General features: G+C 67.4%; 25 protein-coding genes and 3 riboswitches. Of the genes, 7 read left to right on the top strand and 18 right to left on the bottom strand.

The window, feature by feature from the left end; all coding sequences use genetic code 11:
• Nucleotides 1-8: 8 nt before the first annotated feature.
• Nucleotides 9-2,366: a TonB-dependent receptor gene (locus CVM73_RS40020; protein ID WP_167406637.1), complete on the bottom strand. Its 2,358-nt coding sequence runs from the start codon at nucleotides 2,364-2,366 to the stop codon at nucleotides 9-11.
• Between the two features lie 115 nt (nucleotides 2,367-2,481).
• A riboswitch (cobalamin riboswitch) is annotated at nucleotides 2,482-2,682 on the bottom strand.
• Between the two features lie 71 nt (nucleotides 2,683-2,753).
• Here CVM73_RS40020 and CVM73_RS04865 point away from each other — a divergent pair.
• The gene (locus tag CVM73_RS04865) at nucleotides 2,754-3,326 is read left to right on the top strand and encodes a histidine phosphatase family protein (protein ID WP_100231118.1); all 573 of its coding nucleotides are present in this window, start codon (nucleotides 2,754-2,756) and stop codon (nucleotides 3,324-3,326) included.
• Here the strand turns inward: CVM73_RS04865 and cobT are convergent.
• The 8 genes from cobT to cbiE form a co-directional block, all read right to left on the bottom strand.
• Nucleotides 3,319-4,371 (bottom strand): nicotinate-nucleotide--dimethylbenzimidazole phosphoribosyltransferase, encoded by a 1,053-nt coding sequence (gene cobT / locus CVM73_RS04860; protein WP_100230880.1) that lies wholly within the window; start codon nucleotides 4,369-4,371, stop codon nucleotides 3,319-3,321. The two genes, CVM73_RS04865 and cobT, sit on opposite strands and share 8 nt — an antisense overlap.
• A 10-nt stretch (nucleotides 4,372-4,381) precedes the next feature.
• A complete protein-coding gene (gene cobF / locus CVM73_RS04855) occupies nucleotides 4,382-5,131 on the bottom strand; it encodes a precorrin-6A synthase (deacetylating) (protein WP_100230879.1) in 750 nt (249 codons plus the stop codon).
• A 46-nt stretch (nucleotides 5,132-5,177) separates the two neighbouring features.
• Nucleotides 5,178-5,855: an energy-coupling factor ABC transporter permease gene (locus CVM73_RS04850; protein ID WP_100230878.1), complete on the bottom strand. Its 678-nt coding sequence runs from the start codon at nucleotides 5,853-5,855 to the stop codon at nucleotides 5,178-5,180.
• A gap of 37 nt (nucleotides 5,856-5,892) precedes the next feature.
• Nucleotides 5,893-6,112: riboswitch (cobalamin riboswitch) on the bottom strand.
• Between the two features lie 45 nt (nucleotides 6,113-6,157).
• The gene (gene cobA, locus CVM73_RS04845) at nucleotides 6,158-6,889 is read right to left on the bottom strand and encodes a uroporphyrinogen-III C-methyltransferase (protein ID WP_100230877.1); all 732 of its coding nucleotides are present in this window, start codon (nucleotides 6,887-6,889) and stop codon (nucleotides 6,158-6,160) included.
• The gene (locus CVM73_RS04840) at nucleotides 6,886-8,196 is read right to left on the bottom strand and encodes a cobyrinic acid a,c-diamide synthase CobB (protein ID WP_100230876.1); all 1,311 of its coding nucleotides are present in this window, start codon (nucleotides 8,194-8,196) and stop codon (nucleotides 6,886-6,888) included. Before CVM73_RS04840 ends, cobA begins: the two co-directional genes overlap by 4 nt.
• Entirely contained in the window at nucleotides 8,196-8,978 is a 783-nt protein-coding gene (cobM, locus tag CVM73_RS04835; protein WP_100230875.1) for a precorrin-4 C(11)-methyltransferase, read from the bottom strand. The genes CVM73_RS04840 and cobM overlap by 1 nt, the downstream gene beginning before the upstream one ends.
• Entirely contained in the window at nucleotides 8,975-9,343 is a 369-nt protein-coding gene (locus CVM73_RS04830; RefSeq protein ID WP_167406636.1) for a cobalamin biosynthesis protein, read from the bottom strand. The genes cobM and CVM73_RS04830 overlap by 4 nt, the downstream gene beginning before the upstream one ends.
• Complete coding sequence (gene cbiE / locus CVM73_RS04825; RefSeq protein WP_100230873.1) at nucleotides 9,340-10,521, bottom strand: precorrin-6y C5,15-methyltransferase (decarboxylating) subunit CbiE; 1,182 nt, start codon at nucleotides 10,519-10,521, stop codon at nucleotides 9,340-9,342. The genes CVM73_RS04830 and cbiE overlap by 4 nt, the downstream gene beginning before the upstream one ends.
• Here cbiE and CVM73_RS04820 point away from each other — a divergent pair.
• Nucleotides 10,520-11,266 (top strand): cobalt-precorrin-6A reductase, encoded by a 747-nt coding sequence (locus CVM73_RS04820; RefSeq protein WP_100230872.1) that lies wholly within the window; start codon nucleotides 10,520-10,522, stop codon nucleotides 11,264-11,266. The genes cbiE and CVM73_RS04820 overlap by 2 nt on opposite strands.
• Here the strand turns inward: CVM73_RS04820 and cobJ are convergent.
• The 7 genes from cobJ to CVM73_RS04785 are packed head-to-tail and all read right to left on the bottom strand — an operon-like array spanning nucleotide 11,242 to nucleotide 19,164.
• Nucleotides 11,242-11,976 (bottom strand): precorrin-3B C(17)-methyltransferase, encoded by a 735-nt coding sequence (cobJ, locus tag CVM73_RS04815; RefSeq protein WP_100230871.1) that lies wholly within the window; start codon nucleotides 11,974-11,976, stop codon nucleotides 11,242-11,244. The genes CVM73_RS04820 and cobJ overlap by 25 nt on opposite strands.
• Nucleotides 11,973-12,704, bottom strand: coding sequence for a precorrin-2 C(20)-methyltransferase (locus CVM73_RS04810; RefSeq protein WP_100230870.1), 732 nt, complete (start codon nucleotides 12,702-12,704; stop codon nucleotides 11,973-11,975). Before CVM73_RS04810 ends, cobJ begins: the two co-directional genes overlap by 4 nt.
• A 2-nt stretch (nucleotides 12,705-12,706) precedes the next feature.
• Entirely contained in the window at nucleotides 12,707-13,336 is a 630-nt protein-coding gene (locus tag CVM73_RS04805) for a precorrin-8X methylmutase (RefSeq protein WP_100230869.1), read from the bottom strand.
• Nucleotides 13,336-14,499, bottom strand: a complete 1,164-nt coding sequence (gene cobG / locus CVM73_RS04800; RefSeq protein WP_100230868.1) for a precorrin-3B synthase — start codon at nucleotides 14,497-14,499, stop codon at nucleotides 13,336-13,338. The genes CVM73_RS04805 and cobG overlap by 1 nt, the downstream gene beginning before the upstream one ends.
• Nucleotides 14,496-17,744 carry a cobaltochelatase subunit CobN gene (gene cobN / locus CVM73_RS04795; RefSeq protein WP_100230867.1) on the bottom strand — a complete coding sequence of 1,083 codons (3,249 nt, stop codon included), beginning with the start codon at nucleotides 17,742-17,744 and terminating at the stop codon, nucleotides 14,496-14,498. Before cobN ends, cobG begins: the two co-directional genes overlap by 4 nt.
• Nucleotides 17,744-18,793 (bottom strand): cobalamin biosynthesis protein CobW, encoded by a 1,050-nt coding sequence (gene cobW, locus CVM73_RS04790; RefSeq protein WP_100230866.1) that lies wholly within the window; start codon nucleotides 18,791-18,793, stop codon nucleotides 17,744-17,746. Before cobW ends, cobN begins: the two co-directional genes overlap by 1 nt.
• Nucleotides 18,790-19,164, bottom strand: coding sequence for a DUF1636 family protein (locus tag CVM73_RS04785; protein WP_100230865.1), 375 nt, complete (start codon nucleotides 19,162-19,164; stop codon nucleotides 18,790-18,792). Before CVM73_RS04785 ends, cobW begins: the two co-directional genes overlap by 4 nt.
• A gap of 94 nt (nucleotides 19,165-19,258) precedes the next feature.
• A riboswitch (cobalamin riboswitch) is annotated at nucleotides 19,259-19,476 on the bottom strand.
• A gap of 40 nt (nucleotides 19,477-19,516) precedes the next feature.
• On the opposite strand from CVM73_RS04785, the gene cobO reads away from it, so the two are divergent.
• Together cobO and CVM73_RS04775 are read left to right on the top strand one after the other, a co-directional pair.
• Complete coding sequence (gene cobO / locus CVM73_RS04780; protein WP_100230864.1) at nucleotides 19,517-20,152, top strand: cob(I)yrinic acid a,c-diamide adenosyltransferase; 636 nt, start codon at nucleotides 19,517-19,519, stop codon at nucleotides 20,150-20,152.
• 5 nt (nucleotides 20,153-20,157) lie between these two features.
• The gene (locus CVM73_RS04775; RefSeq protein ID WP_100230863.1) at nucleotides 20,158-21,606 is read left to right on the top strand and encodes a cobyric acid synthase; all 1,449 of its coding nucleotides are present in this window, start codon (nucleotides 20,158-20,160) and stop codon (nucleotides 21,604-21,606) included.
• On the opposite strand, the gene cobD is transcribed toward CVM73_RS04775, so the two are convergent.
• Both cobD and cbiB read right to left on the bottom strand, forming a co-directional pair.
• Entirely contained in the window at nucleotides 21,595-22,560 is a 966-nt protein-coding gene (gene cobD, locus CVM73_RS04770) for a threonine-phosphate decarboxylase CobD (protein ID WP_167406635.1), read from the bottom strand. The genes CVM73_RS04775 and cobD overlap by 12 nt on opposite strands.
• An 11-nt stretch (nucleotides 22,561-22,571) precedes the next feature.
• On the bottom strand, nucleotides 22,572-23,513 hold the full coding sequence (cbiB, locus tag CVM73_RS04765; protein ID WP_167406634.1) for an adenosylcobinamide-phosphate synthase CbiB: 942 nt from the start codon (nucleotides 23,511-23,513) through the stop codon (nucleotides 22,572-22,574).
• A gap of 122 nt (nucleotides 23,514-23,635) precedes the next feature.
• On the opposite strand from cbiB, the gene cobU reads away from it, so the two are divergent.
• From cobU to bluB, 3 genes are read left to right on the top strand one after another with little or no spacing between them, the layout of a single operon-like run.
• Nucleotides 23,636-24,139: a bifunctional adenosylcobinamide kinase/adenosylcobinamide-phosphate guanylyltransferase gene (gene cobU / locus CVM73_RS04760; RefSeq protein WP_167406633.1), complete on the top strand. Its 504-nt coding sequence runs from the start codon at nucleotides 23,636-23,638 to the stop codon at nucleotides 24,137-24,139.
• Entirely contained in the window at nucleotides 24,136-24,918 is a 783-nt protein-coding gene (gene cobS, locus CVM73_RS04755) for an adenosylcobinamide-GDP ribazoletransferase (protein WP_100230861.1), read from the top strand. The genes cobU and cobS overlap by 4 nt, the downstream gene beginning before the upstream one ends.
• Before the next feature lie 4 nt (nucleotides 24,919-24,922).
• The gene (gene bluB / locus CVM73_RS04750; RefSeq protein WP_100230860.1) at nucleotides 24,923-25,555 is read left to right on the top strand and encodes a 5,6-dimethylbenzimidazole synthase; all 633 of its coding nucleotides are present in this window, start codon (nucleotides 24,923-24,925) and stop codon (nucleotides 25,553-25,555) included.
• Nucleotides 25,556-25,569: the final 14 nt, after the last annotated feature.

Genomic DNA, 25,569 nt, shown 5'->3' with positions numbered 1-25,569 from the left:
CTAGCGCCTCACCATTTGAACGCCGCCGAGATCTCGTAGGTGCGCGGCGCGCCGAGCAGGATCTGATCGGGATAGAACGGATCACCCCAGATCGCGTAGCGCTTGTCGGTGATGTTGCGCACGCGGAAGGTCAGGCGGGCCTGGTCGACTGCAGCGAACACCGTCTTGGGAATGTCGACGAAGGCATAGACGTCGGCCACCGTGTAGGCCTTCATCGTCACGACATTGGCGTCAGTGTTGTAGCGATCGCCGACGTGACGGCCGGTGATGCCGAGCTCCACCGGCCACGGTGTGAAGAACCGGTACGACGCCCCGGCGTTCGCGACGATGCGCGGCACGTTCGGCGGCGTGTTGCCGGAGAACGAGCCGCCGACGAAATTGTAGTCGGCATAGCGCGCATCGACATAGGCGATGTTGCCCCAGAGACGCAGCGGCTCGATCGGGCGTACCGAGGCGGCAAGCTCGACGCCCTTGGATTCCTGCCGTCCGGCGATATTCAGCTGCATGCCGCCGGCCGCGGCATAGACGTTCTTGCGCACGATGTCATAGGCCGAGAACGACCATTCCGCCCTGTTGTCCCAGAATAGGTGCTTGATGCCCGTCTCGTAAGTGCGCGCGGTGGTCAGGTCGAGCGGCTGAGTGGGTGCGAGCAGGAAGATGTTGTTGGCGGCGATGTCCGCGCCGGTGGCGTACTGGCTGAAGAAGGTCAGGCCGGGAATGGCCTCCCAGGTGTAGCCGATCCGGCCCGTCACCGGGGCCCAGTCCTTCGAGAACGGAAAGCCCGCGTTCACCAGGCCGGCGGAATCCGTCGAATTGCGGTCGAGCCCGATATGCTCGACGCGCAAGCCGCCGATCAGCGCGAAGGTCCGCGTCAGCTTCAGCCGGTCCTCGAACGACAGAGCCTCGTTGTCGATGCGCGCGGTCTGCTGCTTGGTCGTGAGCAGGCCGTAGAAGCCACGGTTGGGATCGACGAGATCAACGGAATCGCCTGGAAAATTGGCCGCGCCCGGGCGGACGAAATCCAGATAGCTCGATGAGAGCGTCGTGACGAGACGATTGTCGAAGCCTGCGATGTTCGCGTCCCAGATCAGATCGGTGATGTTGCCGACGAGACGCTGGCTGTGAGCCACATAGAAGCGGCTGCGATCAACCATGTTCGTCGCCGTATTGAAAGCCTCAACCTCGTTGTTGAACCAGCTGCGCTCAGCACCATAACCATAGGCTTGGCTCTTCAGCGTCAGGTCAGGCGCCAGCTTCAGCTCGAAGCCGCCGCGCAGCCAGACCTCCTGCGCCACGTTGCGATTGTCGAGGACGTTGTAATTGGTGTTGAAGGTGCGGTCGTCGATGGTGACGGCGCCGAGATTGGTTCCGTTGTAATTCGAGACATAGCTGCCGGAGACGATCCCCGTCGTCGCACGCGAACCGCTGAAGGCGACCGGCACCAGCGGCGCGCCCCAATAGGCTTTGGAGCGATCCTCGCGATACTCGATCGCGCCCCAGATCTTGAGGCTGTCGGAGATGCGGTAATTGAGCTGGCCGGACGCGCCGAAGGTCTTGACGTTGGTGTCGTCGGCAAAGCCGTTGAGCGTGGAACGGCTGATGTCGAAGCGATAGTCCAGCCCCTGCACATTGGTGCTGCCGCCCGAGCCGTAATGCGCACGGAACGAGTTCAGCGAGTCCCAGGAGAAATCAGCCTCGTTCCGGATCGGTCCGGTGTGCGGCTGCTTGGTGACGAAGTTGATGGCGCCGCCGGCGGCGCCTTCGCCCGACATCAGCGAGGCCGGGCCTTTGAGGAATTCAACGGCCTCCAGATTGGCGGTGTCGACGATCCGCGAGGTCATGTTCTGCGGACCGATCTTGATGCCGTTGTAGAGCGTGTTGATCTGGCTGTTTGTGAAGCCGCGCATGGAGAAGGCCGAAGGCTCGGCCGGGTTGTCGCCAGAGGTGACACCGACCGCGCCCTGCGCCACTTCTGAGACGGTGCGATAGCCCTGCTCGCGCATGGTCTCCGCCGAGATCACCTCGACCGTCGCGGGCGTCTGCCGCACGGTCAGGCCGAGCCGCGAGGCGCTTTCGGCCACCGCATTGGTGTTCAGCGGCGTTTGCGCCGTCGCAGCCGGCGCGGCGGGCTTCGGCGCCGCGGATGTGGCCGCCGGCCGGCGCGCTGCCGTGCGGCGCGTGCTCTGCGTGTCCCGGGCAGCCGGTTTGGCGGGCTTGCGCGGTTGGGCGGGCGACACCTCGACCGGCGGCAGCGGTTCGCGGGCCTGCTGCGCCAGCGCGGTCGGCAGATCGAGAGCAGCAAAGGATGTGAGCGCGGCAGAGGCGAGCAGGACGCTGCGCGGTCGTACGATACGGTTGGTAAACACGGTCTTGGACCTCGGTATGACGTCAGTGGCACGTCACAGCGAACGAGGTCTCATCTTTGGCCTTAAGGCCGTCCGATGAAGCCGAATGTCTGTACTCCCCGACCGACATCTTCGCGTGTGACCACGGCTGACGGCAGGTCTCCTGGCTCGCGGGTCATCACCGCTTCGTCGCCTTCCCGGGACCGAGGACCCAGTGGCTTGTGACGAAGGATTATCCGCTCACAGTTGCGGGGGCAGCCACGGCATTGGGGACAACGCCCCGCACCGCATTCCCTTTTCATTCCCTCTCGGGAAAACCGTCGCGAGCATCTAGGATTACCACCAAGACAGAGTCAATGTGCCAGTTGCGCGTCGTGGCGACAGCGACCAACTTCCTTGGAGATGAGCATGGAAGGCGAGACCTTCCTCTGGTTGATACGGCATGCGGCCGTCGATGGCGTGACCGGGACGATCCATGCAGCCGATGCGCGGGCGGATCTCGGCGATCACGCGGCGTTGGCGGCTCTGCGGCTGCGCTTGCCGCCGGATGCCACCGGCTATGCCAGCCCGTCGCGGCGCACGGTCGAGACGGCGCGCGCACTGGGGCTCGAACCGGAGCTGGTCAGCGAATTCCGCGAGCAGGATTTCGGCGACTGGACCGGCCATCGGCATGACGAGCTCGCCGCGACCGGTGGCGATGCTTATGCGCAGTTCTGGCGCGATCCGGCGCGCGGACGGCCGCCGAACGGCGAAAGCTTTGCCGATCAGGTCGTCCGCGTCCGGCTGGGCCTGTCGCGGATTGGCGCAGGCTCCGCAGCGCTGGTCGTTCATTCCGGCACCATCCGCGCCGCGCTCTGCATCGCGCTTGACCTGACGCCACAAGCCGCCTTGCGCTTCGTGATCGATCCGCTGTCGCTGACCCGGATCGACCGGCTCGCGGGCGGGTGGCGTGTCGTCTCGGTCAATCAGCGGATCAGTTAGGCCGATCCGGTACGTTGGCCTGTGCGAACGTCGCCATGCCGTTGTGAAGCGCACAGGCCGAGCGGACCAGCGGCAGCGCGATGGCCGCGCCCGATCCCTCGCCGAGCCTGAGATCGAGGCTGATCAACGGCTGCACGTCGAGTGCGCGCAACACCAGCCGATGTCCCTGCTCCGCCGATTGATGCGACGGCAACAGAAACGGCTGGCACGACGGATTGAGGCGCACCGCCGCCAGGGCCGCGACCGACACGATGAAGCCGTCGACCAAGACGGGAATGCGGGCTTGCGCGGCCGCAATGATCGCGCCTGAGATCGCCGCGATCTCGAGGCCGCCGACGGCGCACAGGATCTTCTCGGCCGAGGCTCCGGCGACGCCGTGGCGTGCAATCGCCGCATCGATCACCCGCGCCTTGTGGGCCCGGCCGGCCGCATCGACGCCGGTACCGCTGCCCGCGATCTCCTCGGCGCTGATACCGAGCAGGCTCGCCGCAATCGCCGCGGATGTCGTGGTGTTGCCGATCCCCATCTCGCCGAAGATCAGCAGATCGGGCTGACTGGCCTTGGCGCGCGCCACCGCGCGCTGGCCGGCCTCGAAGGCGAAGGCCAATTCCGCCGGCGTGAGCGCAGCCTCGACGCTGAAATCGCGCGTGCCGCTGCGCGGCTTGTCGGTGACGATGCCCGCCATCTCCCCTAGCGCCAGCGTGCCGGCGTCGACCACCTCCAGGCTCGAGCCAAGCTCGCGCGCCAGCACCGAGATCGCGGCGCCGCCGGAGGCAAAATTCGCCATCATCGCGATGGTGACGGCCTGCGGATAGGCCGACACGCCCTGCGCGACGATGCCGTGGTCGCCGGCGAAGACGATGATCGGCACCCGCGAAGCGCGGGGCTGCTCGGTCGCCTGCAAACCCGCAAGCTCGATCGCGAGCTGCTCGAGCCGGCCGAGCGCGCCGGCTGGCTTCGTCAATTGCGCCTGCCGCACAATGGCCGCCTCGCGATGGACTGCGGAGATCTCGGGGCAGTTCTGGGTGACCCATTCGGGAAGCATGCTGTCTCGCTTAACGCCTGCGCTTGAGAATATAGCTGTCCATGATCCAGCCGTGCCGCTCGCGTGCTTCCTGCCGCGCGATCACGATGTGCGGGCCGACCTCGGCCAGCGCACCGGACATGACGATCTGATCGGGCATGCCGAGATAGGCGCCCCACCAGATCTGCAGGCCTTCTGGATCGAGCGACTGGAACGCCGTGCCGCCGTCGAGCATCACCACCACGGTATCGACACCTTGCGGCCAGCCGCCGTCGCGCAAGTGCCGCCCCGTCGTGACCAGGAACGGCTCGCCGATGTCGTTGAGCGGCAGCGCATGCGCCGCACACAGCGCCTGGATCGAGGTGATGCCGGGCACGACTTCGATCTTCGGCAACGGATTCAATCGCCGCGCAATGCGCAGCGAGGAGTCGTAGAGCGACGGATCGCCCCAGATCAGCAGCGCGACCTTGCCGTCACCATCGAGGTGCCTGGCGATGGTCTGCGACCAGGCCGCGGCAACCGCATCGTGCCAATCGTCCACGCCCTTGCGGTAATCGGCCTCGCCTGTGTCGCGCACGGGAAGATCGAACTCGGCGACGGCCGTCTTGTCGCTGGTGAGCACGTCCGCGCAGATCGTCCGCCTGAGATCCGCAAGATCGGACTTCGCAGTCCCCTTGCGCGGGATCAGGACGAGATCGGCCGCGTTGATGGCGCCGATCGCGGCGCGCGTGAGCTGCTCGGGATCGCCGCAACCGATGCCTATCAGGGAGAGCGTGAGCATCGCGAGCGCGACGGGCGGCCGCAGCGGCCGCCCATTCGCTTGTCTCTCAGGCCGCGTTGTGCAGGCGCGGGGTGACGAGGCCGGGCGCGGTGACGCCACGCAGCGACTTCGCCAGCGCCAGCACTGCGAGATCGGCGAGCGGCTCGATCACGATGACCAGCGCATAGGACCCGGCAAACGCCGCGATGTTGGCGAGGTTGGTCGCACCGAAGCCGGAGCCGTAGAGCGCCCAGAACGCCACCCAGGCGACGATGCCGGACTGATACGCGGTGGAAAGCGCCAGCGCCTGGCGGTATTGCAGATCGACGTAAGCCGCATTGCGCGGAATGATCCGCGTCGCGAGCGCCTGGATCGCGAACAGCGGCACCAGGAGCGTGGTGACGTTCATGCCATATTGCGGCAGGTCGGTCGGCACGAACAACACGCCCTGCAGCAACAGGCCGAACGCGAGGCCGAAGGCCGCGGGCGCAGCACCAAACAGCAGGAACAGGGTCGAGCCGAGGATGAAGTGCACCTCGGAGACGCCGACCGGGAAATGCGGCAGGACCTGGAAGAAGGTGAAGACGAGGCCCGTGGTGGCGAGCGTGCGCGCCGCGAACGATGTGATGCCCTGCTCGCGCACGGTTTCGGCCGCCAGCTTCAGCGCAACGCCGCCTGCGGCGATGCCGGTTGCGTAACTCAACACGAGCTTGGCGCCCGTCACGACCCCGGGTTCGATATGCATGGCTCAATTCCTTCCTGCCGTCACACCCGACGGCCTTGGCCTCAAAACGTGCAGGGCCGGTCTCCTGGCTCGCGGTTCACTGGGGTACTCCGGCCTTCCCGGACCTCGCGGCCCAGTGGCTGATCGGAGCCCCTCACCGCTTACAGTCGCGGGGGCGGCTGGGGTTTTGGGCGCCGCAACTGGGTCCGCCCACCCCCATTCCCGATTATGCTCCGGCGCTTTGCGCCGCGTCGAGCACCATGCCTCTCCTGTGTGCCTCTTTCGCGGAGCCGGCGTCAAGGGGCGAAGGGCAGCCGCGGCCGTCATGACGGATAATCCCCCGCCAGCGCGCCGAACAGGATCACGGCCGCCGTCGAGGCCGCGCCGCCGCGCGCAAGCTGCTCGGCAAGCTCGGCAATGGTGGTGCGGACCAGCCGCTCATCGGCCCGTCCGAGCGATTCGGCAAACAGCGCCGGGGTGTCGGCCGCGAGGCCATGCGCGATCAATTTTGCGGCAAGCGCCGGAAAGGTGCGCCGGCCCATATAGACCACGGTCGTGGCCTCGGGATCAGCCAGCGCCGCCCAATTCAGGTTGGGCGGCAGCTCGCCGGTAACATCAGCACCGGTGATGAACTGCACGCGGCGCGAGGTGTGACGCCGGGTCAGGGGGATGCCGGCCTGGGCGGCGGCGACACAGGCCGAGGTGACGCCGGGAATGATCTCGTAGCCGATGCCGGCTTCGCGCAGCGTCTCCAGCTCCTCCTCGAGCCGGCCGAAGATGCCGGCATCGCCGGACTTGAGCCGCACCACGCGCGCACCGGTTGCGGCGTAGTCGACCAACAGACGGTTGACGTGGTGCTGCTTGGTCGAGGGCCGCCCTGCCCGTTTCCCCACCGCAACGAGATTGGCGCCGGGCCGGGCGAGATCGAGGATCGCGCCGGAGGCAAGGTCGTCATAGAGCACGACGTCGGCCTCGCGCAGCCGCGTGGCGCCCTTCACCGTGAGGAGCTCGGGATCGCCGGGGCCGGCGGAGACGAAAGAGACAAAACCGCTCACCGGTCCTCCGCGATCAGATGGAAGAATGTGCCGGTGGCGCGGCCGCGCTGCGAGCCGGTCTCGGCAATGACCGTGCCGGTTGCGTCGTGCACGACCGCCAGCGGCGTATCAGGCTGCGCGAGGATGGTCGAATAATGGAACTCGTGGCCGCGCAGGCGCGCACCGACCTGATGCCCCGGCATCGGCGCAGCCAATTCGGCAAGACGATAGCCGAGATGCATGCGGCGCTTGGCAAAGCTGGTCTCCAGGCCGAGCAGCCCCGCCATCTCATGGCGGACGCCGTCGGCGTCGGTCAAAGCGGCCCCCAGCACCATATAGCCCCCGCATTCGCCATGCACGGGCCGCGTCTCCGCGAAGCCGCGAAGGCCGCTGCGAAAGCGTGCATTGGCTGCGATCCTGCCGGCATGAAGCTCGGGATAGCCGCCGGGCAGCCAGCAGACGTCGGCGCTTGGGTCAGGCACTTCATCGGCGAGCGGCGAGAATGTCGAGATCTCCGCGCCCGCCGCACGCCAGGCTTCCAGCATATGCGGATAGACGAAGGAGAACGCGGCATCGCGGGCGAGCGCAATGCGCTGGCCGGGCGGCGTCACGTTGAGGCCGTTCGCCGTAGCTTGCGGCGACCATTTGGCTGCCGATTGCAGCACCGCATCGAGATCGACGTGCTCGGCAACGAAGCGCGCGGCTTCGTCGATCAGCTTGCCGATCTCCGCCTGCTCCTCGGCCTGCACCAGGCCAAGATGCCGCTTCGGCAGGCTGATCTCGGCATGGCGCGGCAGCGCGCCAAACACGGCAATGCCGGCGTCATTCAGCGCACGCCGCACGAGATCCTCGTGGCGCGGGCTGGCGACACGATTGAGCACGACGCCGGCAAGGCGCACGCCGGCGCGATAGTCGCGAAGGCCTGCGGCGATCGCTGCCGCCGTCTGCGCTTGTCCCGAGGGATCAATCACCAGAACCACTGGCCAGCCCAGCATCTCCGCGATGTCGGCGGTGGCACCGGTGCCGGAGACACCGCGTGCGGCGACACCGTCGAACAGGCCCATCGAGCCCTCGGCGAGCACGACATCGGCATCCGCACCGCGGCTGACGAGATGCGCGATGGCCCCGCGATCCATCGCCCAGCTGTCGACGTTGACGGAGGCGCGTCCCGTGGCGGCGGCGTGGAAGGCGGGATCGATATAGTCAGGGCCGCTCTTGAAGCACTGCACCTTGAGGCCGCGATTGCGCCAGGCGCGTGCGAGCGCCAGCGTCAACGTGGTCTTGCCGACGCCGGAGGCAGGTGCGGAAATGACGAGGCCGGCCGCCATCACGACGCCTCCGGAAAGCGCGGCTCGGCGCCGACCGGCCGGTAGCGGCGATCGTAATCGGCGGCATAGAGACGGCTCTCGTCAAAATCCGCAGCGCCAAGCGTCTTGCCGACCAGGATCAGCGCCGTGCGCTCCATCTCGCTGCCCACCGCCGCATCGAGCGTCGCAAGCGTCGCGCGCACGATACGCTGCTCCGGCCAGCTCGCCCGCCAGACGATCGCGACCGGGCAGTCCGTACCGTAGTGAGGCGTCAGCTCGGCCACGACCTTGTCGAGCAGATGGATCGACAGGTGGACCGCCAGCACCGCGCCGGTCGCAGCAAACGCCGCGAGCTTCTCGCCTTCGGGCATCGCGCTGGCGCGTCCCGGCGTGCGCGTCAGCACGACCGTCTGCGCAAGACCGGGCAAGGTCAGTTCAGCCCCTAGCGCCGCCGCAGCAGCCGAGAACGAGGGAACCCCGGGTGTCACCGAATAGGGAATGCCGAGCGCACGCAAACGGCGAAGCTGCTCGCCCATCGCCGACCAGATCGAGAGATCGCCGGAATGCAACCGCGCGACGTCCTTGCCCTCGGCATGCGCAGCCGCAATCTCCGCGATGATCTCGTCGAGCGACATTGGTGCGGTGTTGACGATGCGCGCACCGGGCGGGCAATGCGCCAGCACGCCTTCGGGTACCAGCGAGCCGGCATAGAGACAGACCGGGCAGGCCGCGATCAGATCGCGGCCCCGCAGCGTCAGCAAATCGGGCGCGCCGGGTCCGGCGCCGATGAAATGCACCGTCATGCGCCGTCTCCTTCCGCGATCGCCGCAGTCGCGGTGCGATCCTGCGAGACCACGCGCGTCGCAATCAATCGCGCGCGGCGGCCCGCTGCCGCGAGCGCCGCAGCCTCGGCGACCGATCCGGTGCCGAACCTTTCCGCGATGAGTCTTGACTGCGTCGGCGTGTCGATGCCGGCCAGCGCTTCGACGGGAACGGCCTTGATCGGTACACCGCACTCACGCGCGAGCTGCTTCAGCGCCTCCGCGTCGGCCTTGTCGCTCACGGTCGCAAATGCCGTAAGCCCCTCAGGGCCGCCGGCAGAAGCGAGCGCCTCACGCAGCGAGGCGAGCGTCACATCGCTCCTGAATCCCAAACCGGCGACTTTCATCGGACCGCACTCCACTGCACCACCGGCCGCGTCGCCTCCCAGGAGCGGTAGCGACCGAGTGGGGCCGCATGCGCAATTTCAACCCGCATCAGCTCGCCGCCATGGCGCTGGTGCAGCTCGCCGAGCAGAGCTTCCGTCTCCAGCGTGACTGAATGTGCAACGAACCGCGCTCCAGGCGAGAGGCGTGCCCAGATGGCATCGAACGTCGCGCCATCAAGGCCGCCGCCGATGAAGACAGCATCCGGCGAATCCAGCGCAGCAAGGGCTTCGGGCGCCTTCCCCGAAACAATGACGATCCGATGCGCCAATCCGAACGCGGCTGCATTGCTGCGAATGTTCGCGGCCCGATCTTCGCGCAGCTCGATGGCCGTGGCCGTTCCTCCACACAGTGCCCACTCGACCGAGATCGAGCCGGACCCGGCGCCGACGTCCCACAGCCGCTCCCCCGGACGCGGCGCCAGCGCCGAGAGCGCGAGCGCGCGCACTGGCCGCTTGGTGATCTGGCCGTCATGGACGAAGAGATCGTCCGGCAGGCCCGAGCTCCGGGGAATGCCCTGCGTCCCCCTCGCCAGCACAGCCACCGCGACCAGATCTCCAGCAACGTCCTCGGCAAAGAGGTCGACGCGATGCTGGTCAATGTATTCCCGTGGGCCACCAAGCGCCTCGAGTGTCCACAGGAGTGAGGCGCCCCATCCGCGTTCCGTCAGCCATTTGGCGAGTTTGTCCACGGCCGCTGCGTCGCGCACCAGGCAAATGATGCGTGCATTATGTGCCAAATGCGGCACAAGACGCTCGAACGGCGCCGCATGAAGGCCGATGCACGTCACGGACTCCAGGCGCCACCCCAGCCGCGCAGCGGCGAGCGAGAAGGTCGACGGCGCGGGGTGCGCGATCCACTCGTCGCCATCGAGCTTCTCGGCCAAGCTTGCGCCGGCACCATGCCAGAACGGATCGCCGGAAGCGAGCACCGCAGTCGGCCTGCCGCGGCAGCTCAGCACGACATCCGCATCGAACGGCACCGGCCACGCCCGGCCGCGGCTGCCGACATCCGCAAGCGCGAGATGGCGCTCGCCGCCGAAGACGGTTTCAGCCTCGTCGAGCGCCTTTCGACTTGCCTCGGACAGCCCGGCAAGGCCATCTTCGCCGATACCGATGATCGTCAGCCAGGGATCAGCCATGATTCGCGCCCTCATTCTGGGCGGAACTGCCGATGCGAGCCTGCTCGCAGCGGAGATCGCGCGCGCCGGTATTGACGCCGTGTATTCCTATGGCGGTCGCACCCGCGCGCCGGCCGATCAGCCGCTGCCAATCCGCATCGGCGGCTTCGGTGGCGTCAGCGGCCTTGCCGACTACATCCGCCGCGAAGGCATCACCCGTGTGATCGACGCGACACATCCCTTCGCCGCCGAGATGAGCCGCAACGCCGTCGAAGCGTGCGCGGAAACCGGCACGCCATTGATCGCACTCGAACGCGCGGCCTGGACCAAAGCGTCTGGCGACAATTGGATCGAAGTCACCGACGTCAACGCCGCCGTCGCTGCACTGCCCGAAACACCTGCAAACGTGTTCCTCGCCATCGGCCGCCAGCACATCGCACCGTTCGCGAGCAAGCCGCAGCATGGCTACACGCTGCGCTTCGTCGATCCGCCCGAAGCGCCCCTGCCTTTCGCGGCGGATGTGATCGTGTCGCGCGGACCCTTCACGCTTCAAAGCGAGCTGGAGATGATGCGCAGGCGCGGCATCGCGTGGATCGTCGCCCGGAATTCCGGCGGCGACGGCGCGCGCGCCAAGATCGACGCGGCGCGCATGCTTGGCCTGCCCGTGATCATGATCTCGCGACCGAAACTGCCCGAGCGGTTGCGGGTCGAGAGCGTCACGGAGGTGATGCAGTGGCTCGGTCATCGGACTCGCCTCGGTGCATAGATCCAGCGGCCGACCCGGCGCGTCTGCGAATTGCCGACGATCACCAGCGTGCGCATGTCGGCCATCTCGGGCCGCGCCTCGCTCAGCGTGACGGTCTCGATCGTCTCGTCGGCAGCGCTGATCGCGCGCGCGAAGATCACGAGACGCTCGCCGCAGCCAGCCTCGCGAAGCACCGCAAGCGCGCGGCCGAATCCTTCCGGCCGGCTCGCCGAGCGCGGATTGTACATCGCGATCGCGAAATCGGCTTCCGCCGCGAGGCGGAGGCGTTTCTCGATCACCGCCCACGGCTTGAGATTGTCGGAAAGGTTGATCGCGCAGAAATCGTGGCCGAGCGGCGCGCCGGCGCGTGCAGCCGCCGCCAGCATCGCCGTGATACCCGGCAGCACGCGGATCGGCAGCTCCTGCCATTGCGGCGCCTGCTCGAGCGCCTCGAACACGGCAGACGCCATCGCGAACACGCCGGGATCGCCGGAGGACACGACGACGACTTGACCGCCTTCGGCGGCCAGACGCAACGCCTCGCTGGCGCGTTGCAGCTCTTCGCGATTATCGGAGGGATGCAGGATGAGCCCAGGCCGCGGCGGCACGCGTGCGACATAGGGCGCGTAGCCCAAAATGTCCGTCGCCGCCGCGAGCGCCGCTGAGACTTCCGGCGTCACCAGCGTGTCGCTGCCGGGGCCGAGGCCCGCGATGGTCAGCGTGCCCGTCATTCGGCAGCGTCCAGATGCCGGCCCTTGCCGTGCACGAGCACAATCGCAAAATAAGGACAATCGGCAGCATCGATCTCGGCGAGCCGCACCACGCGCTCGCCCGGCATGGTGCCGCGCTCGACCAGCCAGGCATCGTCGAGCCGGCCTGCGGAGCGAAGCGCGCGGCGCACCTTTGCGAGATTGCGGCCGGTCTTCATGACGACCAGCGCATCGGAATCGCGCATGCGCCGCTCGAGCTCGTCCTCGGCGAGCGTCCCCATCAGCACCGTCGTGACGTCGTCGCCGAGCGCGATCGGCAGTCCGACGCCGTTCCAGCAGCCGACCATGCCGGGAATGCCGGCGATCACCTCGATCTCGACGCGGCCTTGCAGACGCATGTGCAGATGCATGAACGAGCCGTAGAAATAGGGATCGCCCTCACACAGCACGACGACATCGACGGCGCGCGAAAGCCGCGCCAGGCGCTCGGCCCATTCGTCGTAGAAGCCGGCGAGCAGCTGGATGTATTCTGGGCTGTCGAAAGCGATTTCCGTGGTGACCGGATATTCCATGGGATATTCGGTGACGCCGGCAGCGAGCATGCCCTCGACGATGCGGCGCGCCTGACCCGGCCTGCCCTTCTTGCGGAAATAGGCAACGTGCTGCGCCCCACGCACCGTACGATCGGCACGCACGCTCATCAGATCGGGATCGCCTGGGCCGAGACCGCAGCAGATGATGCGTCCCATGATCATTCGCTCCGGCTCGCCAGCGCGTTCACGGCAGCAACCGTGATCGCGGAGCCGCCGAGGCGGCCCTCGACCGTCAGTGCCGGCGCCGGCGGATCGGCCATCAACGCCGCCTTGGATTCGGCCGCGCCGACGAAGCCGACGGGACAGCCGATGATCGCTGCCGGCCGCGGGCAATCGCGGTCCTCCAGCATGTTGAGCAGATGAAATAGCGCGGTCGGCGCGTTGCCGATCGCGACGATCGCGCCATCGAGATGCGGCCGCCACAGCTCCAGCGCCGCGGCCGAGCGCGTGTTGCGCATGGACTGCGCGAGCGCAGCAACGGACTCGTCTCCGAGCGTGCAGATGACGGCATTGGCCGCGGGCAATCTCGCGCGCGTAATGCCTTCCGAGACCATGCGCGCGTCGCACAGGATCGGCGCGCCCTTCTGCAAGGCCGCGCGCGCGGCGGCCGCCATGCCAGATGTGAAGCGGATATGCGCCTCCAGGCCGACCATGCCGGCAGCGTGAATCATCCGCACCACCACCGGCTCCTCGTCGGCCGTAAAGCGCGCAAGATCGGCCTCGGCCCGGATCGTTGCAAAGGATTGCCGGTAGATCGTCGCGCCATCGGTCTCGTAGGTGTGCGGCATCAGTTCCCTCCGACCAGGATGGAGGGATCGCTAACGATATCGGCACCGCTCAGCCCACGCAGGACCGGCGCGTCGCGGGTCGAGCCGTCGCGGACGAGATCGAACCCGGCGCGCGTCGCAATCAGCGTGACCGCAGCCGCGCCGGAATGGGCGCAGCCCTTGCGACAGCCGGAGACGTGAAGCCGAGCGTCGGCAGCAATGCGCGGCGCAAGCGCTGCTGCGAGCGCGCGCGTATCGGCATGGGCTTCCCGGCAGCGCGGTGCGCCGCTGCAGGCGATGACGCGCAGCGCCGGGTCATAGGGCTCGGTGATGAGGCCCGCGCCACTCGGCATCTCGCGCTTGCCCTCGCTGAGCACCATCCGCCAGGGCGTCATGCGCAGCGCATGTCCGCAAGCAGAGAACCGATGGAGCGTCGCATGCAGCATCTGCCCGAACGCGACGCCGACCATCGCGCCTTGCGGATAGTGGCCGGGCCGCGCCGCGGCCATCACGGGCGCCGGCTCGGTCTCGCCGCGCAGCGATTGAGGCAACGCCGCGCCGGATGCGATGTGGGCTGCCATGCGCCCTCGCCCGCCCCTCGCGCCACCTGAGATGATGAACCAGCTTGCGAGCGCCAGCGCCGCGCTCACGGCCTGTCCACGTTCGACGCAGCGGCCGAGCCTTGCTCCGTCGGCCCGCACCAGGAGACCGCCCGAACGGTCGCGCTCGATGCGTATGTCGGCGGAATCGCCGGCCAGAACGCGCGACCTTCCGTCATCGATGGCGAAGCCGAACTTGGTGGGAAGCGCGAGGCCGGAATCGGCGAGCGCCTCCTCGAGCTCCGCGGCGAGCGACTGCGTTTCGTCGCCGTTGCTCCAGAACGGCGTCACCAGGATGTTGCGCTTGGCTTCGATATCGGCGTCGGGATCGAGCAGCGCCAATCGCGCAAGACCGTCGAGCAACGGCCGATGGCCATCCTCCTTGACGCCCCTGATCTGGAGATTGGCCCGGCTCGTGACGTCGATCAGACCGTTGCCGAAGCGCTCGGCCAGTTCCGCAATCCCGGAGATTTGTGGTGCTTCAAGGCGCCCGCCAAACGGACGCACCCGCACCACGAGCCCGTCGCCCGATAACATCGGGCGCAGCGCGCCGGGACACCAGCCCTTGACTGCGGAAGCGCTCATGACGCCTCCTTCAGCGCAGCGGCGATCGAATTGCGCCGCGTCCGCCAGAGCGAGGCCTCATGCAACCGCGCGAAGCACGCCTCCATTGCGGCGAGCGCCGCCGGATTTTCGCGCGCCATGAAGGCGCGGATGTCGTCGTTGCCGAGCGTTGCGTCGTAATAGAGGTCGAACAAATGCGGCGGCACGGCGCCGGCGAGATGCGCGAAAGCGGCCATGTGCTCCAGCGTCGCGGTGATCTCGGCGGCGCCACGGAAACCATGGCGCATCATGCCGGCGATCCAGGCCGGATTGGCCGCGCGTGACCGGACGACACGCGAGATCTCCTCCGTCAGCGTGCGCGCATGCGGCTCGCTGGGCCGTGTCGTATCGAGATGATAGAGTGACGGCGCGCCTGCACCGAGGTGAGCTGCTGCCGCGGCGACGCCTGCTTCATGCGCGGCATAGTCGGCGGCGAGCAGAAGATCGGTTTCGGGTAAGTCCTGGATATGGACAAAAGCGTCTGCGGACGCGAGGCGCGACTCGATTCCGGCACGATCCGGCTGCATCGTACCATCCACCGAGAAGGCCCAGGACGATGCCGACAGCCAGGCTTCGCCGGCGGCTTCGCGCGTCTCGGGCGTGAAGGCATCCGGGATCGCCGAAAGGCCGACGCCGTATTGTCCAGGCCGCGGCGCGAACACGCGTGATGCGCGCTTGCGATAAGGATTGTCGTCGCCCTCCTCGTCGCGCGCCGCGAGCGCCTCGGACGCAGCTTCGAACATTTGCGCAAGGCCTGCGAAGACATCGCGGAACAGGCCCGACACCCGCAACGTGACGTCGATGCGGGGACGGCCGAGCTCGGCCGGCGCGACGATGTCGTAGCCGGTGACGCGGCCGGAGGCGTGATCCCAGCGCGGTGCGAGGCCGGCCAGATGCAGCGCCATCGCAAACTCTTCGCCTGCGGTGCGCATCGTCGCCGAGCCCCAGAGATCGACGACGAGGCCCTTCGGCCAGTCGCCGTGATCCTGCAAATGGCGCCGCAGCAGCTCTTCGGCGAGTTTTATCCCCTGCGCATGCGCCGACGGCGTCGGCACGGCGCGCGGATCGACGGCAAAGAGATTGCGGCCCGTGGGCAGAACGTCCTGACGACCGCGATAGGGCGAGCCCGACGGCCCCGGCGCAACGCGCTGTCCCGCGAGCGCGGCGCGCAGCGCGTCCCGCTCCGCTTCGCCGCAGGCGCCGCGACCGAACAGATGCAGGCCGTTGCCGAACTGGCTTTCCTTGAGATCGCAGACGAAGCGATCGATCCGCGGAATCGCTTCCGCCGGCGCGGCCGATGCATCGAGGCCGAGATCGTCTTCGAGACCCGCCGCTCGCGCCTCGTCACGGATCGCGGCGATCAGGCGCCGACGGCGGGCGGGATCAAGACCATCAGCCGTCGAATATTCGTCGAGCAGTCGTTCAAGCCGGCGCAAACCTTCCGGCACCGTGGATGTTTCCAGCGGCGGCGGCAGGTGACCGATTGTGACCGCGCCGATGCGCCGCTTGGCCTGCGCGGCCTCGCCGGGATCGTTGACGATGAAGGGATAGATGACGGGGAGATCGCCGATCAGCGCTTCCGGCCAGCACGCGGACGATAGCGCCACGGACTTTCCGGGCAGCCATTCCAGCGTGCCATGTGCGCCCATATGCACGACGGCGTCAACGGCCTGCCCGCGGAGCCAGAGGTAGAATGCGACATAGGCGTGTCGCGGCGTGCGGGCGAGATCGTGATAGTCGCCATCGCGCGAGACCGCATCGCCGCGCTCGGGCTGAACTGCGATGATCGATTGGCCGCATTCGATCGCGGCGAAGTGGAACGCGCCATCGCGGCAGCTCGGATCATCCTCCGGCGCGCCCCAGGCTTGCGCGAGATCGTCCTGCAAGACTTGCGGCAGCCGCGCGAGCGCCGCACGGTACTCGGCAACACTCCAGGTGAGCTGCTGCCTCAGCAGTGTCTCGCCGAGCGCGTCGACCGGAGCAACCTCGAATCCCACTTCCACGAGATCAGATACCAGGGCTTCGACCGAGGCCAGCGCATCGAGACCAACCGCATGCGCGATCTGGTGCGGACGGCCCGGATAGTTCGACAGCACGATCGCCAGCCGCTTCTCGCCGGCGGGCTTCTCCGCAAGACGCCGCCAGGCCGCGACACGCGCGGCGACGGCTTTCACGCGCTCCTCGTCAGGCCTGTGCGCCAGATGCGAAAACTGCAGATCCGGATCGCGCTCAGCGGCCGATTTGAAGCTCACCACGCCCGCGAACAGACGGCCGTCGACCTCGGGCAGCACCACATGCATCGCGAGATCGCCGGGCGAGAGGCCGCGCAGCGATTTCGCCCAATCCTCGCGCCGCGCCGTGGAGAGTGCGACCTGGAACACCGGGCAGGATGCGGCATCGAATGGCGTCGTGCCGTCGTCGCCCAGGGCCGAGAACGCCGTCGCGTTGACGATCGCCGCCGCTGGTTTTTGCGCAAGATGCGCGTGCAACCAATCGGCGACACCTGCGGCCTTCAGCGAGGTGACGAACACGCCATAGGCATCAAATCCCTTCTCACGCAGCGCGGCGATCAGGGCATCGACCGGCCCGGTATCGGCAGCGGTGAGATAGGAGCGATAGAAAGTCACCAGCGCGCGCGGCTTGCCCTCGCCCGACGCCGGCGCCGCAATGACGCCACGCGCGGGATCGTAGAAGCCCATCTCGGGCACGGTCATCTCGCCGACGACTGGCCCGGCATAAAGACCTGACGCGAGCGCGAGTTGCGCGATCGCAGCTTGCGCGGCGACCGGGCCACCGGTGTCGCAGAGCACCTTGAGCCGACGCAGCGTCGAGACCGGCAAGGTCGAGTAGGCATCGAGCCGTGTGTCGTCACGACCATCGGCCGGCAGCACGGCCAGCACGATGCCGCGATCCTTGGCCAGTTGTTGCAGGGCAGCCAACCCGTACGACCAGTAGGACTCACCGCCGATCAGGCGCACCAGGATGCCGCGTGCGTGCGACAGCGTACGCTCGACATAGGTGTCGACCGAAAGCGGATGACGCAGCTCCGCAAGATTTGCGAGCCGCAGCGATGGCAGATTGTCGCGGCCGCGCCGCCAGCCGGCCGCGAACGCGGCCAGATCGGAATCCGAATACGAGAGCACCACGAGATCGGCCGGGTCCTGGCCGATGTCCCTTGGCGTCGCGGTCTCCTCGAGACCCCGGCTCTCGCGGAAGACGACGTGCATCAGATACCAGATCCCAAGAGACCAAGTCCCGCTTTGATCGCGGCCTCGTCGATATCGCCGTGCTCGCCGATCACGACGAGCTTTGACTGCCTGACGCCGGCAGCCCAAGGCTTGTCGAACTGGTGGCGCACGCGCTCGCCGACCGCTTGCAGCAACAGCCGCATCGGCTTGCCTGCGACGGCGATATAGCCCTTAGCGCGCAGCACGTTCTGCTCGCGCGCCAGACGCTGAACGGAAGCGACCAGCGTATCGACGTCTGCGACTTCAGGAAGATCGATCACGATGGAAGCAAAGTCGTCGTGCTCGTGCTCCTCCTCGCCGTCATGATGCGAGGGACGCGCGGCAAGATCGTTCTCGGCGGCCGCGCCGAGGCCGAGGATGACGCGCGCATCGATCGCGCCGTCGGTGACGGGCAGCATCGGCACGCGGCGCGGCATCTCGGCGCTGATCGCCGCCTTGGCAGCTTCAATGCCTGCGCTGCCGGCGAGATCCGCCTTGGTCAGCAGCACGATGTCGGCGCAGGCGATCTGATCCTCGAATACTTCCGACAGCGGCGTCTCGTGATCGAGATTGTCGTCCGCCGCGCGCTGCGCCTCGACGGCGTCGGGATCGGGCGCGAAGCGGCCGGCCGCGACGGCTTCGGCATCGGCGAGTGCAATGACGCCGTCGACCGTGATGCGCGAGCGGATCTCCGGCCAGTCGAACGCCTTCAGCAGCGGTTTTGGCAGGGCCAGGCCCGAGGTCTCGATCAGGATGTGATCGGGCCGCACCGGACGCGCCAGCAATTGCTCCATGGTCGGAATGAAATCGTCGGCGACGGTGCAGCAGATGCAGCCATTGGCGAGCTCGACGATGTTCTCCTCCGGGCAGTTCGCATCGGCGCATGACTTCAGAATCTCGCCGTCAACGCCCTCGCTGCCGAACTCATTGACAAGCACCGCGAGCTTCTTGCCGCCCGCATTGCTGAGCAGGTGCTGGATCAGCGTCGTCTTGCCCGAGCCGAGAAAACCGGTGACCACCGTGACCGGGACTTTTGCAAGCGAGTTCATTCAGCGGCCTCCGGCACGACGGCAATTGGGGGAATGCGGGCAAGCGACTGCTTGCGGAAGATTTCAGGACGGCTGCGCCAGGGCACGATGCCATCAGGCGCGGCCGCATAGGCCGCGGCGCCCGCAACCACGTCGCGCGCATTCGCATCCGACAGGCGGCCATAGACATAGGACCAGCGGCCGGGCGCGCTGAGCGCCACCGAGCAGCCCTGGCTGCAGGCCGACAGGCATTCGACGGGAACCACATTGACGCCATCGGGCACGCCGGCATCGAGGATCGCGCCATGCAGGCGCTTGCCGGGCGTCGTCTCGCCCTCGCCCAGCGTCTGGCCGGCACGGCAGGTGATGCAGACGTGAAGTGTGACGGTCATCGCCTCTTCCAGATAACAGCGGGAGGCGATGAGGCACACGGACCATTCTCCTGAAGGCCCGTTTCCCCGTCGCGGAACACCCCGTCCGCCGGTCCAAAACTCGTCCGCGCTGGCAGGTCTCCCGGCTTGCGGAGCAGGGTTTTGCCCTTCGATCCCCACCTTCCCGATCCCAAGGGATCAGTGGCTTCGGGCATCTCTCCGGTCACGGTCGCGGGGGCGGCTGCATTTTGGACCCAAATCTTGCCGATTCGGACCCTATCGCATTCCCTCTTCGCCTGTCATAGGACAGGAACCAACGCCGGGCCACCATTTGCCGGTGGCCGCCACTTGTCAAGCCGAAGGACCGGGACCGATGACGCCTGAACCGGATACCCAAACAAACACGGAAACCGACGCCCGGCACGCCCAGAAAATGGCGAAGAAGAAGGCCGCCCGCGACAAGATCATGGCGACCAAGAGCGGCGAAAAGGGCCTGATCATCGTCCACACCGGCGCCGGCAAGGGAAAATCCTCCTCAGCCTTCGGCATGATCGTGCGCTGCGTGGCCCACGGCCTGCCCTGCGCCGTCGTGCAGTTCATCAAGGGCGCCTGGGACACCGGCGAGCGGCGCCTGCTCACCGGCCATTTCGGCGATCTGTGCCAGTTCCACGCCATGGGTGAAGGCTTCACCTGGGAAACGCAGGACCGCGCCCGCGACATCGCCGCAGCACGCGCCGGCTGGGAGAAGGCCAAGGAGCTGATATCAGATCCGAACTTGCGCATGGTCGTGCTTGACGAGATCAACATCGCGCTGCGCTACGACTATCTCGATATCGCCGAGGTGGTGGAATTCCTGACGACGCAAAAGCCTGAGATGACGCATGTCGTGCTCACCGGGCGCAACGCCAAGGACGAGCTGATCGAGATCGCTGATCTCGTCACCGAGATGACGCTTGTGAAGCATCCGTTCCGCTCCGGCATCAAGGCCCAGGCCGGCGTCGAGTTCTGAGTTCGATGGTACGCGCGCTGATGATCCAGGGGGCCGGCTCGGACGTGGGCAAATCGCTCATCGTCGCCGGCCTCGCGCGCGCCTTCAGGCGGCGCGGCCTGCGCGTGCTCCCGTTCAAGCCGCAGAACATGTCGAACAATGCGGCCGTCACCGTCGATGGTGGCGAAATCGGCCGCGCCCAGGCGCTGCAGGCCCTCGCCGCCGGCGTCGAGCCGCACACCGACATGAACCCGGTGTTGCTGAAGCCCGAGACTGATGTCGGTGCACAAATCGTCGTCCACGGCAAGCGCATCGCAACCGCCCGCGCGCGCGACTATGCGGCGATGAAGCCTTCATTGATGGGCGCGGTGATCGAGAGCTTCGAGCGCCTGAAGGCGCGCGCCGATCTCGTGCTGGTCGAAGGCGCCGGCAGCCCGGCCGAAGTGAATTTGCGCAAGGCCGACATTGCCAATATGGGCTTTGCGTGCAAGGCCGACGTGCCGGTCGTGCTGGTCGGCGACATCGACCGCGGCGGCGTCATCGCCCAGCTCGTCGGCATCAGGACGGTGATCGATCCCGACGATGCCGCGATGATCCAGGGTTTTGTCATCAACAAGTTCCGCGGCGACGCTACGCTGTTCGACGACGGCTACAAGCTGATTGAGCAGAAGACGTCGTGGCGCGGCTTTGGCGTGCTGCCCTGGTTCGGCCGCGCCGGCGAGCTGCCGGCCGAGGATGCGCTCGGCCTGCGCGATGCGCGAAAACCCGGCCAATGCAAGATCGCCTGTCTCGCGCTGTCACGGATCGCCAATTTCGACGATCTCGATCCGCTCAAGCTGGAGCCCGGCGTCGATCTCGTGATGGTGCGCCCGGGCGAAGCGATCCCGGGCGATATCAGTCTCGTCATCATCCCCGGTTCAAAGTCCACCCGCGGCGACCTCGCCTTCCTGCGCGCGCAGGGCTGGGACATCGACCTGCTCGCGCATCACCGCAGGGGCGGCCATGTGCTCGGCCTCTGCGGCGGCTATCAGATGCTGGGGCGCAGCGTCGCCGACCCCGACGGCATCGAGGGCCCCGCGGGCGACACGCCGGGCCTTGGGCTGCTCGACGTGGACACGGTGATGAGCCCGCAGAAGACACTGACGCGTGTCGCGGCCGTGCACGCCGCCACGAAGCAGCCGATCGAGGCCTATGAGATCCACATCGGCCGCACCGACGGGCCCGATTGCGCCCGCCCGTTCGCAAAACGGAATGGCGAGCCGGAAGGCGCGATCTCACGCGACGGTCGCGTGCAGGGCAGCTATCTACACGGCCTCTTCACCTCGGATGATTTCCGCAAGGCTTACCTCGCCAAGCTCGATATTCCCGCCGGCGACGAGCCCTATCACGCCAGGGTCGAGAGCGCGCTCGAGGCGCTGGCCGATCACATCGAAAAGCACCTCGACGTCGAAGGCCTGCTGACGTTAGCGCGCTAAAGCCTCGGCAAGCCGTGTCCATTCGGTTTCGCTGCCAGGAAGCCCGAGGCGCAGCCATGTCGGTTCTCGCGCGAAAACGCGCGACCAGATGTGGCCATGTGCGAGCTTCTCCTGCGCGGCCAGCGCGTCGGGCGACGCGTAGAGACGAAACAGTGGCGCACCGCCGACAAGCCGCCAGCCTTGCGCTTGCGCGATCACGTCGAGCCGAACGCAGTCGCGGGCGAGCCGCGCGGATGTGGCCTCCGCCCAGGCGTCGTCGCGCAAGGCACGACAACCAATCGCGATCGCGGCTCCCGACACCGGCCATGGCCCCGACATCGCCGCGAACCTCGCGATGTCGGCCGCATTGCCGATTGCAAACCCAAGCCGCAGGCCGGCAAGGCCATAGAACTTTCCGAACGAACGCAGCACCAATAGTCCCGGCCGATCCGCTTCGGACGCAAGCGACAGCTGTGGAACTGCATCGGCAAAGCTCTCGTCGACGACGAGGCGGCCGACACGCGGCAGCAATGTCAGCAGGTCCTTCGGCGTATGACGCCGCCCATCGGGATTGTTGGGATTGACCACGATGGCGAGATCCGCGCCCGCCAGCGCATCGAGCTCTCCCACTTCCTCGACGTCCCACCCCGCGGCCGACAGGACCCCGGCATATTCATTGTAGGTCGGCGCGAGGATGCGCGCGCGCGCGGGCGTCGCGAGTTGCGGCAGCAATTGAATGGCGGTCTGCGCACCCCCCATCGCAACAACCGGCGCGATCGTGCGGTAGGCGTGCCGCGCGGCCTGATGCAGCGCCTCGATCTCCGCGCGCGACGGCAGCGCGCTCCACGCGCGCGCGCTCACTTCACCCACCGGATAAGGCACGCGGTTGATCCCAGTCGACAGATCGATCCAATCCTCCGCGCGGCCGCCAAACCGCTGCTGGGCCAGATCGAGATTTCCACCGTGCTCGCGCATACCCCGTTCTTTCACGTGAGAGCCAGGACCGCAAGGAGGCCGGCGAGCAGCAGCACGGCGCGACGGTAGACGGCCAGTGCCTCGCCGATGTCGGCAGCGCGCGGATCGCGCGCGCCTTCGTTAAGCCAGGGCTCGTTCGTGACGCTGCCATGATAAATGCGGGGGCCGCTGAGCCGGACTCCAAGCGCCCCCGCCATGGCCGCTTCGGGCCAGCCGGCGTTGGGCGAACGATGCCGGCGCGCATTGCGCGTCATGCACGACAGCGCCTCCGATCGCCTTTGTGCCAGCAGCACGAACAGAAAACCGGTCAGGCGCGCCGGAATGAAATTGGCGACATCGTCGATGCGCGCGGCCGCCCAGCCAAAGGCTTCGTGCCGCTCGCTGCGATGGCCGATCATGGAGTCCAGCGTGTTGATCGCCTTGTAGCCGAAGATGCCGGGCAGGCCGAACAGCGCGCCCCAGAACACCGGCGCCACCACGGCGTCGGAGGCGTTCTCGGCGAGGCTCTCGATCGCCGCGCGCGCGATGCCGGCTTCGTCGAGCGCCGTGGGATCACGGCCGACGATGCGCGAGACCGCCGCGCGCGCGGTGGCGATGTTGCCTGCGCTCAACGGCTTCGCGACGGCAGCCACATGATCATGCAGCGAGCGCAATGCCACCAGCGGCCAGGCCAGGATGCCGACCAGCACGATTTCGATCCAGCCCAACGAAAGCACCGATTGAATGATCCAGCCGAGCGCGCCGGAGAGCGCAATCACCACGAGTGCGCCGGCCACGCCAGCAGCTCGGCGCCATGCCGGCGGATCAGACGCGCGATTCCAGGCGGTATCGATGGCGGCAATCAACCGGCCGAGCCAGGTCACGGGATGCCCGATCCGCGCGAACAGCCATGACGGCCAGCCCAGAAGGGCATCCACCGCCATCGCCACCACCATCGCACCCGCAAAGCCCACACCCGCCTCCTGTCCCGCCCCTGTTGCGCAAAGCGAGGGGCGAGCGCAAGCCCCTGCCCGGCTGATTTCGGCTTTGTCTTTGGCCGCAATTGGTGATTAGTGCTGCCCGACAGGAGACTTTGATGGCCGTCATCTTGATCACTGGCGGAGCGCGATCGGGCAAGAGCACTCGGGCGGAAGCGCGCGCGCGCAGCTTTCCAGGCCAGCCCGTCTACATCGCGACGGCCGAGGCGCTCGATACCGAAATGGAGGCGCGCATCGCAACACACCGCGCGCGCCGCGGAACCGACTGGATCGAGCGCGAGGTGCCGCTCGATCTCGTCCCCGCGCTGGTCGCAACCGATGACGGCGGCGCGAGGCTCGTGGATTGCCTGACGCTGTGGCTCTCCAATCTGATGCACGCGCAGCGCGACTGGGAGGGCGGGGTCAAGGCGCTTGCCGGCGCCCTGCCCCGGCTGAAAAGCCCGGTCGTTCTCGTCACCAACGAGGTCGGTCTCGGCATCGTACCCGACAACGCCCTGGCGCGCAGCTTTCGCGACGCCGCCGGCATCATGAATCAGACTATCGCGGCAGCTGCCGACGAGGTCGAGTTCGTCGTCGCCGGCCTGCCGATGAAACTGAAATGATGCGCCGCGCAGAAATTTTGAAGGACCTCATCGCCGATCTCAGGATGGCGGTATCCTTTGTCACGATTCTGCCCGTAGCATCGTCGAAGCCCGCAGACGACGGCGCCATCGCGCGCGCGACCTGGGCTCTGCCCGTCGCCGGGCTGCTGGTCGGCCTGGCCGGCGCACTGGTCTACAAGATTGCGAGCCGGTCCGGATTGACGCCGAACCTTGCCGCCTTGCTCGCGCTGGCCATGACCGCCCTCATCACCGGCGCGCTGCACGAGGACGGGCTTGCCGATACCGCCGATGGGCTTGGCGGCGGCCGCACGCGCGAGCGCAAGCTCGATATCATGCGCGACAGCCGGATTGGGACCTATGGTGTCTGCGCGCTGATCCTGTCGTTCGGCTTGCGCTGGAGCGCGCTTGCAGCGATCGCAGATCCATGGGCCGTCATGCTCGCACTGTGCGCGGCCCACACGGCTGCCCGCGCCGGCGTGCCGGCCTTCATGTTGCTGGTACCGCCGGCGCGGCCCGACGGTTTATCGGCCGGCGCCGGACCACCGCCTGGCCATAGTGTGGCCATAGCCTTCGCGCTTGGAACGCTCGCGCTTGCCCTGGCGTTGGGGCCGGGCAAGGCGCTGGTCGGCCTGATCCTGCTGTCACTTGCCGGACTGATGCTGGCGCGGCTTGCCATCCGGCAGATCGGCGGGCAGACCGGCGACATCCTGGGCGCGTTCGAGCAGACGGGCGAGATCCTGATCCTGCTGGTGGCCGCTTCCTTTCAGATGGGGCGCTGACCTCATGGTCGAGTTCGACGATACCTTCCGCCAACACTTGCGCGAGCTGTTCGTGTGGCGCCGCGACGTGCGCCGCTTCCGCAGCGATCCGCTGCCGACGGACGCCATCGATCGCCTGATCGAGACCGCCTGCCTCTCGCCTTCGGTCGGCCTCAGCCAGCCCTGGCGCTTCGCCACCGTCGATGACGCCGCGCGGCGCCGGGCCGTGATTGACGATTTCAAGGCGTGCAACGCTGACGCGTTGAATTGCTACTCCGGCGACCGCGCCGCGCGCTATGCCACGCTGAAACTGTCGGGCCTCGAACAGGCGCCCGGCCACCTCGCCGTGTTCGCGGACAAGGCCAGCGACATCGGCCACGGCCTCGGCCGCGCGACCATGCCTGAAACGACGGAGTATTCCGTGGTCGCCGCGATCATTGCGATGTGGCTCGCGGCGCGTGCCGAGGGCATCGGCCTCGGCTGGGTATCGATCCTCAATCCGGATCGCATTCACGCCATCCTCGACGTGCCGCAATCCTGGAAATTCATCGCCTATCTCTGCATCGGCTATCCGGAAGCCGAATGCGACCGGCCCGAGCTGGAGCAGGCCAAATGGGAGCACCGGCGCGGCGCTGACGAGTTCACGCTGAAGCGCTGAGAAGCGCGCCATTC

Source organism: Bradyrhizobium forestalis (assembly GCF_002795245.1).
GTDB lineage: Bacteria > Pseudomonadota > Alphaproteobacteria > Rhizobiales > Xanthobacteraceae > Bradyrhizobium > Bradyrhizobium forestalis.
The sequence above is the reverse complement of the archived record's forward strand: the minus strand, read 5'-3'. Positions and strand labels throughout refer to the sequence as shown.